Source organism: Streptomyces avidinii, assembly GCF_014650695.1.
GTDB lineage: Bacteria > Actinomycetota > Actinomycetes > Streptomycetales > Streptomycetaceae > Streptomyces > Streptomyces avidinii.
The window spans coordinates 1-15,995 of the sequence record NZ_BMVL01000017.1 but is presented as its reverse complement, the minus strand read 5'-3'; the positions used below and the strand labels follow the sequence as shown (position 1 = coordinate 15,995).

Genomic DNA, 15,995 nt, shown 5'->3' with positions numbered 1-15,995 from the left:
CTGTACGTACACGGGCACGGCAGGTGGGCCCCACCGCAACGGCCATCGTAAGCGAGGACGTGGCCGCGTCGGGAGGTCCGCCGTTCCCGTGAGGGCACGGGTGCCCGGATTGAGAACGTACGGGGGACAACGAAGGTGCCGCATCGCCCGGAGGGATTACCGAAAATTGTTCGCCCCGGGCATCCGGGCGGCAGCAGAATTCGTTCATGGAGCCCACCACACTCAGCACGGACCGGTTGGTATTGCGGCCTTTCGTCCCGTCCGACGAGGACGAGGTGTACGCCGCCGCGCAGGACCCCGAAATCCAGCGCTGGACGCTGGTCCCCTCCCCCTACGGACGCGCGGACGCGCACGCCTTCGTGAACGAGATCGTGCCGACCGGCTGGCGCGAGGGCACCGCCTTCCCCTTCGCCGTGCGCCTCGGGGCCGAGGGCCCGCTGGTCGCGTCCGTCGGCATGCACGTCCACGGTGCGGAGAGCTACGAGGTCGGGTACTGGGCGGCCAAGGAACACCGCGGCCGGGGCTACGTGACCGAGGCGGTCCTGGCCGTCGCCCGCTGGGCCTTCACCGAGCAGGGCGTCGTACGGCTGGAATGGCGTGCCGAGGTGGGCAACGCGGGCTCCCGCGCCGTCGCCGAGAAGGCCGGCTTCCGGATCGAGGGCCTCCTGCGGGCCGGCATCGAGCAGCGCGGCACCTCCCGCGACTGCTGGGTCGGCTCCCTGCTCCCCTCCGACCTGGGCCTGCCCTCGCGACTGCCGTACCTGCCCGCTGTCAGTGGCGCGTCCTAGTCTTCGGGGATGACTACGGGCATGACCACGGGCGCCACCTCCTTCTCGCTGTCCGCCGACGAGGCCCGCCGCATCGCCCTGCGCGCACAGGGCTTCCTCGGCGCGCCCGACCGCCGCGGCGGGGTCCGCGGGGTCCTGCGCCACCTGGGCGCCGTGCAGCTGGACACGATCTCGGTGCTGGCCCGCTCGCACGAGCTGATCCCGTACGCGCGCCTGGGCGCGGTCGGCCGGGACACCGTGGAGCAGGCGTACTGGTCGGACCGGCACGCCTTCGAGTACTGGTCGCACGCGGCCTGCATCCTGCCCATCGAGGAATGGCCGCATTTCGCCTTCCGCCGCCGGGCCAACCGGGCGCGCGGCCACCGCTGGCACGTCCTCCAGGACAAGGAGCGCTCGACACGGTCGGTGCTGGACCGGCTGCGGTCCGACGGCCCGCTCACCTCCACCGAGCTGGGCGGCGCCAAGAACGGCGGCGAGTGGTTCGAGTGGTCCGAGACCAAGATCGCGGTGGAGTGGCTCCTCGACACCGGCGAGGTGGTGTGCAGCGAGCGCCGCGGCTGGAAGCGGGTCTACGACCTGCCCGAGCGCGCCGTCCCCGACGCGCTGCTCCATGACGACCTGGACGACCGCGAGTGCGTACGGCGCCTGGTCGCCCTGGCCGGCCGTTCCCTGGGGGTCGGCACACGCGCCGACATCGCGGACTACCACCGGCTCAAGGGCGAGCAGTTCGACGCGGTGGTCGCGGACTCCGGGCTGGTCCCGGTCGAGGTGGAGGGCTGGTCGAAGCCGGCGTGGGCGGATCCGACGGCTCTCGCGGAGGCTCCCCGGGGCCGCCACCGCACGACGCTGCTCTCGCCCTTCGACTCCCTGGTCTGGGACCGTCCCCGGACGGAGCGGATCTTCGGTTTCACGCACCGCCTGGAGGCGTACGTCCCCAAGCCGAAGCGGATACACGGCTACTTCGCGATGCCGCTGCTGGCGGGCGGCCTGCTCCAGGGCCGCGTCGACCCGGCGCGCGAGGGGCGCACGCTGGTGGCCCGGCAGCTCTCCCTGACCTCCCCGAAGGCCGCGGGCCCGATGGCGCGGGCCCTGCGGGAGGCGGCGGAATGGGTGGGCTGCGAGGACGTGCGCGTCGAGCGCGCGAGCTCGCCCGCGGAGGCGGCGGCCGTCACCGCGGAACTGGCCGCGCTCTAGCGCATGTTCCGGCGGACGTTCCGGCCGACGTTCCGGTCCGCGTTCTAGCGGATTTCGAGGATCTTTTCCCGCATTGCGTAGACCACGGCCTCCATCCTGGAGTGCAGTTGCAGCTTCTCCAGGATGTTGCGGACGTGGTTCTTCACGGTGTTCTCGGAAATGAACAACTCCTTAGCGATATCACGGTTGTTCATACCGGTGGCCACCAGTTTCAGGACCTCCAGTTCGCGGTCCGTCAGTCTCGGCGCGGGTACCAGACGCCGCTCGTCGGTCCGCTGGATCATCGATTTGAACTCGGTGAGCAGTTTCGACGCCATCGACGGGCTGATCTGGGACTGGCCGTCCGCCACCGCCCGAATCGCCGTGGCCACCTCGTCCGTCGAGATCTCCTTCAGGAGGTACCCGGTCGCGCCCGCCTTGATCGCGTCGTAGAGGTCCGCCTCCTCATCGCTGATCGTCAGCATGATGATCTTCGCGGAGGGCGCCACCTCCTTGATCGAGGTGCACGCCTCGATCCCGCCGCGCCGGGGCATCCGCACGTCCATCAGCACGATGTCCGGAAGCAGATCGGCCGCCTTGTCCACGGCCTCCGCCCCGTCCCCCGCCTCGCCGACGACCTGGATGTCCTCCTCCTGGGCGAGGACGATCTCCAGTCCCCGCCGGAAGAGCGCGTGGTCGTCCACCACGAGCACCCTGATGGGCTCCCCGGCGGCCTCCGCCGACGGGTCCGTCCCGCGGCAGCCCGCGACGCCGCCGTCCCCGCGCACCGGCCCGAAGCTGTCCGCCATCGTTCCTCCCCCTGCATGTGCTCAGCTGCTGGGTCAACCGGACACACACCGCAGCCGGTTGACTGCACGCCATGATTCCATGCCCGCACCACGCCGCGGGGGCCACAAGTGAGCCAACTGGCGCATACCCGTCGGATCCCCGTCATGCAGGTGCCCCCGCACGGGCGCCTGAGCGCCTGCGCGGGGGCACCGAACAGGATGGTGCTCGGCCTCCGTCAGCCGCCGAGCGCGCCACCGGCGCCGCCCCGCGGCTCCTCCGAGCTGGAGGCTCCGTCGGGATTCACGTGGATGACGCCGTAGTCATAGGCATGACGGCGGTAGACAACACTGGGCAGCTTCGTCTCGGAGTCGACGAACAGATAGAAGTCGTGGCCGACCAGTTCCATCTCGTACAGGGCCTGGTCGAGCGACATGGGGGCGGCCGAGTGGGTCTTCTCGCGGACGATGAGCGGGCCTTCGCCCTGCACCTCGATGGATCCGATCCGGGTGATCGGTACCCCGTCCGTCTTCTCCTCCGACACCGGCTGGCCGCTGCCGTTCAGCGAGGCCACTCCCGGCACCACATCGGCAACCTCTGCCGCCGGGATCCGGCCGCTGCCGCGGCGGGTGTAGCGCTTGTCGTGCTGCTTGCGCAGCCGGGCCTCCAGCTTGTCCTGAGCGAGGTCGAGCGCCGCGTACGCGTCGGCGGCGGCGGCCTCGGCACGGATCACCGGGCCCCGCGAATGCAGGGTGATCTCCACGCGGTCGGAACGGTCGGCCTGGCGCGGGTTGTGCTCCTTGGACACCTCGACGTCCAAGCTGATCACCTTGGCGTCGAGCTTCTGGATCCGCTCCGGATTCAGCTTCTCGGCCACGTGCTTGCGGAACCGCTCGGGCACCTCGGTCTTGCGGCCCTTGACGACGATGTCCACGCAGAACTCCGTTCCCGGATAGCTCCGCCCGACGGGGCGAAGCGTCTCCCTTTCGCACCAGACTCCGGTGAAGGCCGGAGCCTCGGACTTGGCGACTTTCACCTCCTCCTCCCCCATCGGCAAGATCAACACCCCACCGACTTCGGAGTCGAGAGACAGCCTCCTGAGTTCCTTACAACCGAACATATCCCTCTATGGCGGTTGTCGGCACCCGCTACCGGGATGTACTTCCGGCGAAGTGGCTGTTCCCTCGTACTACCTGCAACGATGGGCCTTCCCCGCCAGTTCCAAATCTACTCACACGGATTTTTCTTCTGTGCGAGTTACTCAATCGCGTGGCGCCCCTTCGATCCGTCTGAAGGAGTCCGCCGGCGCGGCCACCACCGCTGCCCGCAGCACCGCCCCCGGGCCTCCGGCCGGGCCCTCGGCGCGCACCGCGCGGGCCGCCTCCGCCAGCGTCGCCCCGGTGGTGATCAGGTCGTCCACCAGCACGATCCGGGCCCCGTCCGTGAGCCGCCGCCCGCCGCGGCGCACCGCCAGCGCCCCCGCGAGGTTCTCCCGGCGCTGCCGGGCACCCAGGCCCGCCTGGTCCGCCACCGCCCGCCGCAGCCCCAGTACGGGAGCCACGCGCGCGGGAACACCGGCCCGCCGCAGCCGCCCCGCGGCCGCCAGGGCGATCCTGCGCGCCGGGTCGTGCCCCCGCGCCCGTACCTGCCGCCGGGCCGACGGGACGGGCACCAGGGCCACCTCGCCCGCCTGCCCGGGGCCACCCGTCCCGCCCGCCAGGACGGCCGCCGCCAGGGCAGCGCCGAGCACCCCGGCCAGCGGCAGCGCCCCGCGCTCCTTGTGCGCCAGCAGGAGGCTCCGTACGCCCCCCTCGTAGACGGCTGCGGCCCATACGGCGGGCAGGCCCTCGGGCCGCGGAGACGGCCGCACCGGACCGGCCGGGGCCCCACCCAGCACGTCCCGGCACTCGGCGCACACCAGCACCCGCGCCGCACCGCAGCCGGCGCAGTCGACCGGCAGGACCAGCCCGGCTAGTTCCTGCCACCACCCCCGCATGGCTCCACACTGGCGGGCGGGACCGCCGCCCGCCACCCCTGTGGACAGCCGCGCGACCGGCCGGTGACCGCCTCGACCCGGCGACCTGCCCGCCCGCCGACCGACCGACCGACCGACGGGGGCGACCGCAGGTCAGCCCGGGTACACCGGGGCCCGGCCGTCCGCCGCCGTGCGCCACTGGGCACCCGGCGGCAGCCACACGATGCCGTCCTCCGAGAACGCAACCACCGGCTTCGGCTTCGCCTCGTCCTCCGTGGCCGCCACCGCGACCTCCGACAGCCCGGTGGCCCCGGGCAGACTCGCCGCGATCATCGAGCCGTCGGCCAGCATGTAGCGGGCCTGCTGCACGCCGCCGTTCTCGCGGCCCACCACGAGCAGCCGCCCGCGCGGCGCCCAGCTCATCGTCGTCACGTCCACCATCTGCGGGGCCGCATCGCGCAGCTCGCGCACCGACACCGCCGAGGAGTCGCCCTTGCCGTCGGGCCGTTCGATCCGCCCGACGTACAGCTTCTTGTGGCCGTCCCGCTCCACGAGCAGCGCGATCCGCACTCCGTCGGGGGACGCCTTCAGCGAGGTGATCTTCCCGTCGCCGAGCCCGGCCACCTGCACCTTCTCGGGAGTCCCGGCGCCGCCCGGCACCCGCCACAGCGCGACGTTCTGCGGATCGCGGTCCGCGACCCACAGGTCGCCCGCCGCGTCCCAGCTGGGCGCGGTCAGCGTCGCCGCCTTGCCGCCCCTGCCGATCGGCATCGGCTGCGGCATGGGACCGCCGCCGACCAGCGGGACGACGGTCAGCCCGTGCCCGTCCTCGGACACCACGGCCGCGCGCCGCTCGTCGTAGGTCACGGCCGCCGAGCTGACCTTGAAGGCGGGAGGCGTGGTCAGCGGCCCCGGCACCGGCTCGGGCTTGGCCTGCTGGTCCTCGCTGTGCGTGTCCAGCTTCATCCGGACCAGCCGCTTCTCCTTGTCGACGAAGTACTGGTACTCGGGGATCGCGGGCCGGCCCGCGATCGCGGCCGCGCTCACCTCGGTCACCGAGCACAGCGAGGACGACTTGTCGTCGGCGCGCAGCAGTTCGACCTGGTCGAGCCGAGAGCCCGTCAGCTCCTTCACCGTGTACAGGAGTTGGGCGGCCATCTTCTTGCACTGCGGCTGCGCGACATTGTCGGCCTTGTCGTTGAGCGGCACGCGCAGCGTGTTCTGGCCGTCGTAGGAAAGGGACTTGGTACCCGGACGCAGTTCCGTGCCCGTCGGGAAGCTCGACTCGACGACGGGGCCGAGCCAACGGGACGGCCCCGCGAGCAGCGACTGCACGGTCTGCGTGGTCGGGTCCATCCGCGAGTCAGGGTCGGTGCGCTGGCGCACGTAGACGGGGTCGGCGACGAGCGTGCCGGCCGCGAAGTAGTACTTGTTGACCGGCATGTAGATGCGCTGGAAGTCCGACTCGCTGAGCACGAGGCCGCTGGGCGGCTTCGAGATCCGCCACTGCTTCTCGTCGTCCTGGACGAGCTGGAGGAACTCCTCGTACTGCGCGTCGCCGGTCTCCGGCTGGTACGCGCTGCGCTCGTCCACGGTCGCCAGCTTCTTGCCGGTCACCTTCCAGCTGGGTCCCTCGGGATCCTTCTCGCCCCGCGTCGCAACCCGGTTCAGCCCGGAGGACAGCACGGTGACGGCGGAGCCGGGTCGCCAGCTCTTCGCGGCCTCCTCGGTGAGGTACTTGCGTGCGGTCTCCAGCTGCGGGTCGTCGCTGGTCATCGCCTCCAGGAAGCCGTCGACGATCTCCGCCGGGCTGGCCTTGTCCGCGGGCGGCACACCGAAGACCCGCACCTGCGAGTCGACGCCCTGCGACGCCTGCACCGGGCGGATCTCCCCGTGGTCGGGCATCGACGCGCAGCCGGCCAGCAGCAGCCCGGCCGCGCCGAAGGCGTACGCCCGTACGGTACGCAGCCGTCGGCGCCGCACCCGCGCACGCCCGGCCCACGCGTCCAAGGGCTCAGCGTCCATCGGCTCGGTCCTCCTGTTGTGCCTGGTCGGCCGGGCGGGCCACGACCCGGGCCCCGTTCCCCGGAAGGGCCGTCGGGTCGGCGGGCACCGGCATCGCTCCGGCGACGGCCGAGCGCGGCGGTATCGGCGAGCGGTCGCCGCCCTCGGGGGACGTACGGCCCGAGGCCCTGCCCGTGGCCTGCGCCTCGGCGGCGGCCCTGGCCCGGTTGGCCCGGGAGTCCTCGGGCTCCAGCGGGATGGGCGAGCCCCGCAGCGGCTCGTCGGCCGTACGCGGCAGCGTCAGCCGGAACTGCGAGCCGCCGCCCGGCTCGCCCCAGGCCTGCAGCCAGCCCCCGTGCAGCCGGGCGTCCTCGACGGCGATGGACAGGCCGAGGCCGGTCCCGCCGGTCGTGCGCGCCCGCGCCGGGTCGGCCCGCCAGAAGCGGTTGAACACGCGGGTGGCCTCGCCGGGCTTCAGCCCGACGCCGTAGTCCCGTACGGCGACGGCGACGGCCCCGCCCGCGGACGCCAGCCGGACCACCACGTCGCGGCCCTCGCCGTGCTCCACGGCATTGACGACGAGATTGCGCAGCACCCGCTCCACCCGGCGCGCATCGGCCTCGGCGATGACGGGCTGGGTGTCGCCCAGGACCCGGATCCGGGTGCCCTTGTGCTCGGCGAGCGGCTCGGCGCCGTCGATGACCCGGCGCACGACGTCGCGCAGGTCGATGGGCTCGGCCTCCAGGGCCGCCGCACCGGCGTCGAAGCGGCTGATCTCCAGCAGGTCGGCGAGGAGCGACTCGAACCGGTCGAGCTGACCGGCGAGCAGCTCGGCGGAACGCGCGGTGATCGGGTCGAAGTCGACCCGTGCGTCGTGGATGACGTCGGCGGCCATCCGGACCGTCGTCAGCGGGGTGCGCAGCTCGTGCGAGACGTCCGAGACGAACCGGCGCTGCATCCGGGACAGCTCCTCCAGCTGCTGGATCTTGTTCTGGAGGTTCTGCGCCATCTTGTTGAAGGCCTCGCCCAGCCGCGCGATGTCATCCTCACCGGTGACCTTCATTCGCTCCTGGAGCCGCCCGGCCGAGAGCCGCTCGGCGATCCCGGCGGCCATCCGGACCGGCGTCACCACCTGACGCACGACGAGCCAGGCGATACCGCAGAGCAGGACGACGACGAACATGCCCGCGGTCACGATGGTGACCTTGATCAGGTTGAGGGACTCCTCCTCCTGCGTGAGCGGGAAGAGGTAGTACAGGTCGTACGGGTCGCCGTTGATGTCCGAGAGCCGCTTGCCGATGACGAGCGCCGGCTCGGGCTCCTTCTTCCCGTCCCCGCTCGTGTAGCGGATCTCGGAGAAGGTCTTGAAGGCGCCGGTGGCGTGGTTGACGGCCCGGCGCAGCCCCAGCGGGACGCTGGCGGTCGGGTCCACGTTGCCCGAGGCCCGGGCGCCCTTGACGCCCTGCACACCGGGCAGCGCCTGCTCGCCGGTGCCCGCGCCGAGCGCGACGACCTCGAAGGCAGTCTGGCCACCACTGGCCAACTGCTTGACCAGGGAGTTCATCCAGGTACTGGCGTCCCGGCCGACCTTGTTGTCGGTGGCGTCGGGCCCGTCGACCGTGGCCGGGGCATTGGCCTTCTCCTGCGCCACCGCGAACCCGCCCGCGGCCTGGCTCTGCGCCGCCTCCTCCTTGGCGTCGAGCAGACCCTTGCTGACCTGGGCGATGACGACGAAACCGAGGGCGAGGACCACGGCGAGCGAGATCAGCAGCGTGGCGGCGACCACCCGCAGCTGGATGTTGCGCCGCCACAACCGGACAGCCGGAAGCAGCGGCCGGCGCGCCACGCGCACGAAGAGCCGCAGGACGCGGTTGCCGGACGCGCCACCGCGGAACAGCCGGCCGAGGCGCAGCCTCCACGGGTGGGCACCGCCCGGACCCCGGCCGGACGCGCCCGACGCGCCGGACATGGCGGACGTGCCGGACGTGGACGTGCCGGACTGCACGTCAGCTGGGTCCGGCCTTGTAGCCGACACCGCGCACCGTCACGACGATCTCGGGGCGCTCGGGGTCCTTCTCGACCTTGGAGCGCAGACGCTGGACATGCACGTTGACCAGGCGGGTGTCCGCCGCGTGCCGGTAGCCCCAGACCTGCTCCAGCAGCACCTCGCGGGTGAACACCTGCCAGGGCTTGCGCGCGAGGGCGACCAGCAGGTCGAACTCCAGCGGGGTCAGGGCGATGGAAGCACCGTCGCGCTTGACCGAGTGCCCGGCCACGTCGATGACCAGGTCACCGATGGCCAGCTGCTCGGGCGCGGGCTCCTCCGACCGGCGCAGGCGGGCCCGGATACGGGCCACCAGCTCCTTCGGCTTGAACGGCTTGACGATGTAGTCGTCGGCCCCGGACTCCAGACCCACGACAACGTCCACCGTGTCGCTCTTGGCGGTGAGCATGACGATCGGTACGCCGGACTCGGCCCGGATGAGCCTGCACACCTCTATGCCGTCCCTTCCGGGCAGCATGAGGTCCAGCAGCACCAGGTCGGGCTTCGCCTCCCGGAAGGCAGCCAGCGCCTTGTCACCGTCCGCTACGAACGACGGCTCAAAACCTTCTCCACGCAGCACAATGCCGAGCATCTCGGCCAGCGCGGTGTCGTCGTCGACGACAAGGACTCGTCCCTTCATGCTTGACATCATCCCATTAGCTAATCGTTACCCGGCGGTGAGCTGTCCCACAGCCAAAAAGGCTGGAAATCGACCCTCGGACCTGCGTGGAGATCCTCTCCACCAGTCTGCCCCTGATCGGGTCGACAATTGAAGGTACGGGCTGTCGGAGACCCCGGGTACCGCCCGGACCCGTCCGACCGGTCACCACCGGCCCCGGAACACCCGCCACGGCGCCCGATCCGCCGCCCACCCCCTACTCCGTTCGGGCCCCCCACGTGGCACGATGGCAGCGACCAGCGCCCCCGCCGCAGCAGGCGCACGTGAAGGAGCGACGATGAACGACTCTCCGGGCTGGGCTACGCCCGGATCCTCTCCGTCCGACGGCGAGCGGCCGGGTACCGACGGCGGCGCGCAGCAGCCCACCACACCGCCCGCACAGCCGGAGCAGCCCGCACAGCCCGCCGGCGACCCGAAGTGGTCCGCCGAGCAGCCCCCGCCCGGTCAGTGGTCGAGCCCGGGCCAGTCGCCCGAGGCCCCGCAGGCAGAGCCCCAGCCCGCCACGGGCTGGGGACAGCAGCCCACAGGCCCCCACGCGGGCCAGAACGGGCCCCAGTACGGGTACCCGGGCGGCCCCGGCCAGTGGGGCCCGCCCCCGGCCGCCAAGCCCGGTGTGATCCCGCTGCGGCCCCTGGGCCTCGGCGAGATCCTCGACGGCGCGGTCGCCACCATGCGCACCCACTGGCGCTCCGTACTGCCGATCACCCTGGTCGTGGCCACGGTCGTCCAGGTCATCAGCGTGATCCTGCAGAAGCTCATGCTGGACGACCTCGTCGTCGCCACCTCCGACGACGTCAGCGCCGAAGAAATGATCGACACCCTGGGCAGCACCTTCGCCGCGTCGGCGGTGGTCCAGTTCATCCAGTTCCTCGGGACGATCGTGGTCACCGCCATGCTCACCATGGTCTTCAGCCGCGCCGTGCTGGGCCAGAACTCCTCGGTCTCCGACGCCTGGCGCGAGTCCCGCCCCCAGCTGCTGCGCCTGACAGGACTCACCCTGCTGCTGGCCCTCGGCGCGATCCTGCTCGGCGCCGTACTGATCCTGCCCGGCATCCTCGCCGGCAGCATCGGCCTCGGCATCGTCGGCGGCCTCGTCTGGCTGCCGCTGCTGGTCTGGCTGGGCATCAAGTTCAGCCTGGCGTCACCCGCCCTGATGCTGGAGAAGAGCACCGTCCTCAAGGCCTTCGCGCGCTCCTCGAAGCTCGTCAAGGACACCTGGTGGCGCATCTTCGGCATCACGCTGCTCACCAGCGTGCTCGCCTTCTTCATCTCGATGATGATCGTCGCGCCGTTCCAGTTCTTCGGCATCTTCGCCTTCGGCGGCGGCCTCGAAGCAATGGAAGCCGGCAGCGACACGGGCAACTGGGCCATGCTCATCCTCCCCGCGATCGGCCTGATCATCGCCCAGACCATCGTCATGCCGTTCCAGTCCGGGGTCACCGTCCTCCTCTACGTCGACCAGCGCATCCGCCGCGAGGGACTCGACCTGGAACTCGCCCGGGCCGCCGGCCTCGAGAACTACGGCACGACCGGAGGCTGACGCACCGATGATGAGTACGGGGGGCCTCATCACCCGCGCCGCGGCGATCCTGCCGGGCGCCGAGACACCACCGGTGACGACACCGCGCGAACCCGCCCGGGAGGCGGCCGAACGCGAACTGTCCAAGCCGATGTACCACGAGAACGACCCGAGCCTGATGGACCGCGCCCTGCGCAAGTTCTTCGGCTGGCTCGACGACATGCTCGACGCCGCCTCCGGGGCGACCCCCGGAGGCGGCTTCGGCCTCCTCGTGGTCCTGCTCCTCGTACTCCTGGCCGGCGGCGCCCTCTGGTGGCGCCTCGGCACCCCCGGCCGGGTCGCCACCGGCGCCGGCGTCCTCTTCTCCGACGGCGTCCGCAGCGCCGCCGACCACCGCACGGCCGCCGAGGCCCACGCCACCGCCGGCCGCTGGACCGAAGCCGTCCAGGAACGCATGCGCGCCGTCGTCCGCTCCCTGGAGGAGCGCACCCTGCTCGACCCGCGCCCCGGCCGCACGGCCGACGAGGCCGCCGCCGAAGCCGCCCGCTCCCTCCCCGACCACGCCTCGGACCTCCGCGCCGCCGCCCGTACCTTCGACGACGTCACCTACGGCGGCCGCACCGCCGACGCCGACGCGTACGCCCGCCTGCGCACCCTCGACCTCGCCCTGGACCGCGCAAAGCCGCTGCTGACGGGACCCACCGCATGACCGGCCCGACCAACCCGGCCCCGCCGGCGGCGATTTCGACCCCGCCGGCGCCCGACGCCCGGGAGTCCGCGGGCAACGCCACCGCCGACACCCCCGACACCCCCGGCCCGCGCACCCGCCGCCTGCGCCGGATCCGCCGCGCCCTCGCCGTCGTGGCCGTCCTCGCCACCGGCGTCATCGCCACCGCCGTGCTCCACTCCGGCACCCGCCACGGCCACCTCGACCCCCGCTCCGCCGACCCCTCCGGCAGCCGCGCCGTCGTCGAGCTCCTCAAGGAACGCGGTGTCACCACCCGCGTCGTCACCACGGCCCGCGAGGCCGCCGACGCCGCCGGCCCCCGGACCACCCTCCTGGTCACCGACCCCGACCGGCTCGGCCCCACCCAGCGCGACGTCATCCGCTCGGCCATCGACCTCTCCGGCGGCCGCACCGTCCTGCTCGCCGCCGGCAGCCACAGCCTCCCCGACCTGTCCCCCGGCGTGCACACCGAGGGCGACGCCGACACCGCCCGCCCCGACCCCGGCTGCACCCTGCCCGCCGCCACCTCGGCCGGCCGCGCGGACACCGGAGGCGGCCACCGCTACGCCACCGCCCTCCCCGGGGCCGTCCGCTGCTACCCCAGCGGCGGCCACCCCACCCTCCTCGTCCTCCCCACCGGCCCCGCCGGCGGCGACACCGTCCTCCTCGGCTCCGAGACGATCCTCCTCAACGAGAGCCTCGCCGACGAGGGCAACGCCTCCCTCGCCCTCCAACTCCTCGGCTCCCGCCCGGACCTCGTCTGGTACCTGCCGTCCCTCGCGGACTCCGACCCCGGCACCGGGGACTCCGGCGAGGACCGGAGCCTCCTCGAACTCGTCCCGGCCGGCTGGTCGTGGGCCCTGCTCCAGCTCTTCGTCGCCGCCGCCCTCGCCGCCCTCTGGCGCGCCCGGCGCCTGGGACCCCTCGTCACCGAGAAGCTCCCCGTCGCCATCCGCGCCTCCGAGGCCACCGAGGGCCGCGCCCGCCTCTACCGCAAGGCCGACGCCCGCGACCGCGCCGCCACCGTGCTGCGCGCCGCCACCCGCGAACGCCTGGCCGCACTGGTCGGCGTACCGCACACCCAGGCCCACGACCCCGTGGCACTGCTCCCCGCCGTCTCCGCCCGCCTCCTGGGCGAGCCCCGGGACGTGACCGCCCTCCTCTTCGGCCCCATCCCCTCCGACGACGCGGCACTCGTCGCGCTCGCCGACCACCTCGACGCCCTCGAAAGAGAGGTCCGTACGTCATGACGTACCCGGCCACCGAGTCCACGGCTGTGACCGCGGACAGCGCCCGCGCTTCCCTCGAAGCGCTCCGCACCGAGATCGGCAAGGCCGTGGTCGGCCAGGACTCCGCCGTCACCGGCCTCGTCGTCGCGCTCCTGTGCCGCGGCCACGTGCTCCTCGAAGGCGTCCCCGGCGTCGCCAAGACCCTCCTCGTGAGGGCTCTGGCCGCATCTTTGGAACTCGACACCAAGCGCGTCCAGTTCACCCCCGACCTGATGCCGAGCGACGTCACCGGCTCGCTCGTCTACGACGCCCGCACCGCCGAGTTCTCCTTCCAGGACGGCCCGGTCTTCACCAACCTCCTCCTCGCGGACGAGATCAACCGGACCCCGCCCAAGACCCAGTCCTCGCTCCTCGAAGCCATGGAGGAGCGCCAGGTCACCGTCGACGGCACCCCGCGGGCGCTCCCCGACCCCTTCCTCGTCGCCGCCACCATGAACCCGGTCGAGTACGAGGGCACGTACCCCCTCCCGGAAGCCCAGCTGGACCGCTTCCTCCTCAAGCTCACCGTCCCCCTCCCCTCCCGCGAGGACGAGATCGGGGTCCTGACCCGCCACGCCGCCGGCTTCAACCCCCGCGACCTGCACGCCGCCGGGATCCGCCCGGTCGCCGGCCCGGCCCAGCTCGAAGCCGCCCGCCGGGCCGTCGCGAAGGTCTCCGTCTCCCCCGAGATCGCCGGCTACGTCGTCGACATCTGCCGCGCCACCCGCGAATCGCCGTCCCTCACCCTCGGCGTCTCGCCCCGCGGCGCGACCGCCCTGCTGGCCACCGCCCGCGCCTGGGCCTGGCTCACCGGCCGCGACTACGTCACCCCCGACGACGTCAAGGCCCTCTCCCTGCCGACCCTGCGCCACCGCGTCCAGCTGCGCCCGGAAGCGGAGATGGAGGGAGTCACCGCCGACGCCGTCATCACGGCGATCCTCTCCCACGTCCCCGTCCCGCGCTGATGGCCCTCACCGGACGCGCCGCCCTGCTGGCGGCCCTCGGCAGCATCCCGGTCGGCCTCCTCGAACCGAGCTGGACCGGGATGCTCGCGGTCAACGGCTCGATCGCACTGGCCTGCGCGGTCGACTGCGCCCTGGCGGCGCCCGTACGCGGCCTCCTGCTGGCCCGCTCCGGCGACACCTCGGTCCGCCTCGGCGAACCGGCCGACGTCCACCTCACCGTCACCAACCCCGGCAACCGCAAGCTGCGGGCCCGCATCCGCGACGCCTGGCCCCCCAGCAGCTGGCTCCCCGGCACGGAGGCCGCGGCATCCCGCCACGAGGTGGTCGTCCCCGCGGGCGAACGCCGCCGCCTGACCACCCGGCTGCTCCCCACCCGGCGCGGCGACCGCCGGGCCGACCGCGTCACGATCCGCTCCTACGGCCCCATGGGCCTGTGGGCCCGCCAGGGCTCCCAGGTCTCCCCGTGGACCGTCCGCGTCCTGCCGCCCTTCGCCAGCCGCAAGCACCTGCCGTCCCGGCTGGCCCGCCTGCGCGAACTGGACGGCCGTACCAGCGTCCTGACGCGCGGGGAGGGCACCGAATTCGACAGCCTCCGCGACTACGTCCCCGGCGACGACACCCGATCCATCGACTGGCGCGCCACGGCCCGCCAGAACAAGGTGGCCGTCCGCACCTGGCGCCCCGAACGCGACCGCCACATCCTCATCTGCCTCGACACCGGCCGCACCTCGGCGGGCCGCGTCGGCGACGCCCCGCGCCTGGACTCGGCGATGGACGCGGCCCTGCTCCTCGCCGCCCTGGCCACCCGCGCCGGCGACCGCGTGGACCTCCTGGTCCACGACCGCCGCCCCCGTGCCCAGGTGCAGGGCCGCTCGGCGGCCGACACCCTTCCCTCGTTCGTCAACGCGATGGCTCCGCTGGAGCCGGAACTGGTCGAGACGGACGCCCGGACCCTGGTCTCCACCATCCTCCGCAGCGCCCCGCGCCGGTCCCTGGTGGTGCTGCTGACGAGCCTGGACGCGGCCCCGATCGAAGAGGGCCTGCTCCCGCTGCTCCCCCGCCTCACCCAGCGCCACACGGTCCTGCTGGCTTCGGTCGCCGACCCCCATGTCGCGACCATGACCGGCGCGCGGGGCACGGTGGAGGCGGTGTACGAGGCCGCGGCCGGCACCCAGACCCAGTCCCAGCGCCGCCGCACCTCGGAACAGCTCACCCGCCACGGCGTCCACGTGGTCGACGCCACCCCGGACACCCTGGCCCCGGCTCTCGCGGACGCCTACCTCGCCCTGAAGGCCGCCGGCCGCCTCTGAACGCTCAGAGATTGACCCGTTTGAGGTAGACCCGGCAGCGGTGTCCGATGGTCTGGTACCAGACCATCAGGTGCTCGTCCTCGTAGGTACGCAGCCGCATGGGTGCCGGGTCTTCGTACAGGCTGCCGCTCTTCGGGTCGATACCCATCGCGGCAAGGTCCACCAGACCGTCCATGATCCGGCTGACGAGTGTCTGGTAGTCGTCACCCATATCGCCGAGGACCCACGCGCGGCTCGAATCGCACTCCCAGGCCCAGCCTTGCTCGTTCTCGACGGCTTCGCCGCGGTCGGTCACAGACCGATCTCCCGCTGGGCCTCCGCCAGAATACGGCTGCTGGTCTCCATGGATACCTGGAAGGCCTTCTCGCCCGCCGTCGGGTCGCCCGCGACGCGCTCCGCTTCGGCCAGGGCCGCGGACCTCATCGGCCACCTGTGGATGGCCACGTGGGTGGCCCACTTGATCAGAAAGAACCGGAGCGGGTTGATGGCCCCCGTCTCGGCTGCCCGGTCGAACGCCTCGTGACACTCCTTGTCGAAGGCCGCGAGGCTCGGCATGTCCAGCCGCCTCACGGCGTCGCGAAGTGCCTCACGAGTCATGGCCGGCTGAGCAATGAGCGAGCCATCGGCTTCTGCATGCTGTGCTGTCATCGTGTGTCCTCCACGGAGAACCCTAGGATACCCAGCTCCGCTCGGGTGGTGAACGCAGAAAAGCCCCGCACCGAACCCATAAGGGTTGGTGCGGGGCTTTCCCACAATG

Annotated in this window: 14 protein-coding genes and 1 pseudogene; 7 read left to right on the top strand and 8 right to left on the bottom strand. The window is 72.5% G+C overall.

What is annotated here, in order from left to right:
* Positions 1-206 precede the first annotated feature (206 nt).
* Together IE257_RS32095 and IE257_RS32090 are read left to right on the top strand one after the other, a co-directional pair.
* Complete coding sequence (locus IE257_RS32095; protein WP_189973363.1) at positions 207-788, top strand: GNAT family N-acetyltransferase; 582 nt, start codon at positions 207-209, stop codon at positions 786-788.
* Between the two features lie 9 nt (positions 789-797).
* Positions 798-1,982 carry a winged helix-turn-helix domain-containing protein gene (locus IE257_RS32090; protein ID WP_229920775.1) on the top strand — a complete coding sequence of 395 codons (1,185 nt, stop codon included), beginning with the start codon at positions 798-800 and terminating at the stop codon, positions 1,980-1,982.
* A 44-nt stretch (positions 1,983-2,026) separates the two neighbouring features.
* Here IE257_RS32090 and IE257_RS32085 read toward each other — a convergent pair whose 3' ends face one another.
* The 6 genes and pseudogenes from IE257_RS32085 to mtrA form a co-directional block, all read right to left on the bottom strand.
* Positions 2,027-2,770, bottom strand: coding sequence for a response regulator (locus IE257_RS32085; RefSeq protein ID WP_189973362.1), 744 nt, complete (start codon positions 2,768-2,770; stop codon positions 2,027-2,029).
* 215 nt (positions 2,771-2,985) lie between these two features.
* Positions 2,986-3,681, bottom strand: coding sequence for a ribosome hibernation-promoting factor, HPF/YfiA family (gene hpf / locus IE257_RS32080; RefSeq protein WP_229920793.1), 696 nt, complete (start codon positions 3,679-3,681; stop codon positions 2,986-2,988).
* Positions 3,682-4,008: 327 nt separating this feature from the next.
* Positions 4,009-4,743 carry a ComF family protein gene (locus IE257_RS32075; protein ID WP_189973360.1) on the bottom strand — a complete coding sequence of 245 codons (735 nt, stop codon included), beginning with the start codon at positions 4,741-4,743 and terminating at the stop codon, positions 4,009-4,011.
* Between the two features lie 132 nt (positions 4,744-4,875).
* On the bottom strand, positions 4,876-6,747 hold the full coding sequence (locus tag IE257_RS32070; RefSeq protein WP_229920774.1) for an LpqB family beta-propeller domain-containing protein: 1,872 nt from the start codon (positions 6,745-6,747) through the stop codon (positions 4,876-4,878).
* A gap of 202 nt (positions 6,748-6,949) precedes the next feature.
* Positions 6,950-8,695: pseudogene (gene mtrB, locus IE257_RS32065) on the bottom strand (MtrAB system histidine kinase MtrB); the annotation flags it as partial.
* 37 nt (positions 8,696-8,732) lie between these two features.
* Entirely contained in the window at positions 8,733-9,422 is a 690-nt protein-coding gene (gene mtrA / locus IE257_RS32060) for a two-component system response regulator MtrA (RefSeq protein WP_189973359.1), read from the bottom strand.
* Between the two features lie 304 nt (positions 9,423-9,726).
* Here mtrA and IE257_RS32055 point away from each other — a divergent pair, with 304 nt between their 5' ends.
* From IE257_RS32055 to IE257_RS32035, 5 genes are read left to right on the top strand one after another with little or no spacing between them, the layout of a single operon-like run.
* Positions 9,727-10,989, top strand: coding sequence for a DUF7847 domain-containing protein (locus IE257_RS32055; protein WP_189973358.1), 1,263 nt, complete (start codon positions 9,727-9,729; stop codon positions 10,987-10,989).
* A 10-nt stretch (positions 10,990-10,999) separates the two neighbouring features.
* Positions 11,000-11,677, top strand: a complete 678-nt coding sequence (locus IE257_RS32050; RefSeq protein WP_229920792.1) for a DUF4129 domain-containing protein — start codon at positions 11,000-11,002, stop codon at positions 11,675-11,677.
* The gene (locus IE257_RS32045) at positions 11,674-12,945 is read left to right on the top strand and encodes a DUF4350 domain-containing protein (protein ID WP_189973356.1); all 1,272 of its coding nucleotides are present in this window, start codon (positions 11,674-11,676) and stop codon (positions 12,943-12,945) included. The genes IE257_RS32050 and IE257_RS32045 overlap by 4 nt, the downstream gene beginning before the upstream one ends.
* The gene (locus IE257_RS32040; protein WP_189973355.1) at positions 12,942-13,928 is read left to right on the top strand and encodes an AAA family ATPase; all 987 of its coding nucleotides are present in this window, start codon (positions 12,942-12,944) and stop codon (positions 13,926-13,928) included. Before IE257_RS32045 ends, IE257_RS32040 begins: the two co-directional genes overlap by 4 nt.
* Positions 13,928-15,238, top strand: coding sequence for a DUF58 domain-containing protein (locus IE257_RS32035; RefSeq protein ID WP_189973354.1), 1,311 nt, complete (start codon positions 13,928-13,930; stop codon positions 15,236-15,238). Before IE257_RS32040 ends, IE257_RS32035 begins: the two co-directional genes overlap by 1 nt.
* 4 nt (positions 15,239-15,242) lie before the next feature.
* Here IE257_RS32035 and IE257_RS32030 read toward each other — a convergent pair whose 3' ends face one another.
* On the bottom strand, positions 15,243-15,533 hold the full coding sequence (locus IE257_RS32030) for a hypothetical protein (RefSeq protein ID WP_189973353.1): 291 nt from the start codon (positions 15,531-15,533) through the stop codon (positions 15,243-15,245).
* On the bottom strand, positions 15,530-15,835 hold the full coding sequence (locus IE257_RS32025; protein WP_372453107.1) for a DUF6247 family protein: 306 nt from the start codon (positions 15,833-15,835) through the stop codon (positions 15,530-15,532). Before IE257_RS32025 ends, IE257_RS32030 begins: the two co-directional genes overlap by 4 nt.
* Positions 15,836-15,995 lie beyond the last annotated feature (160 nt).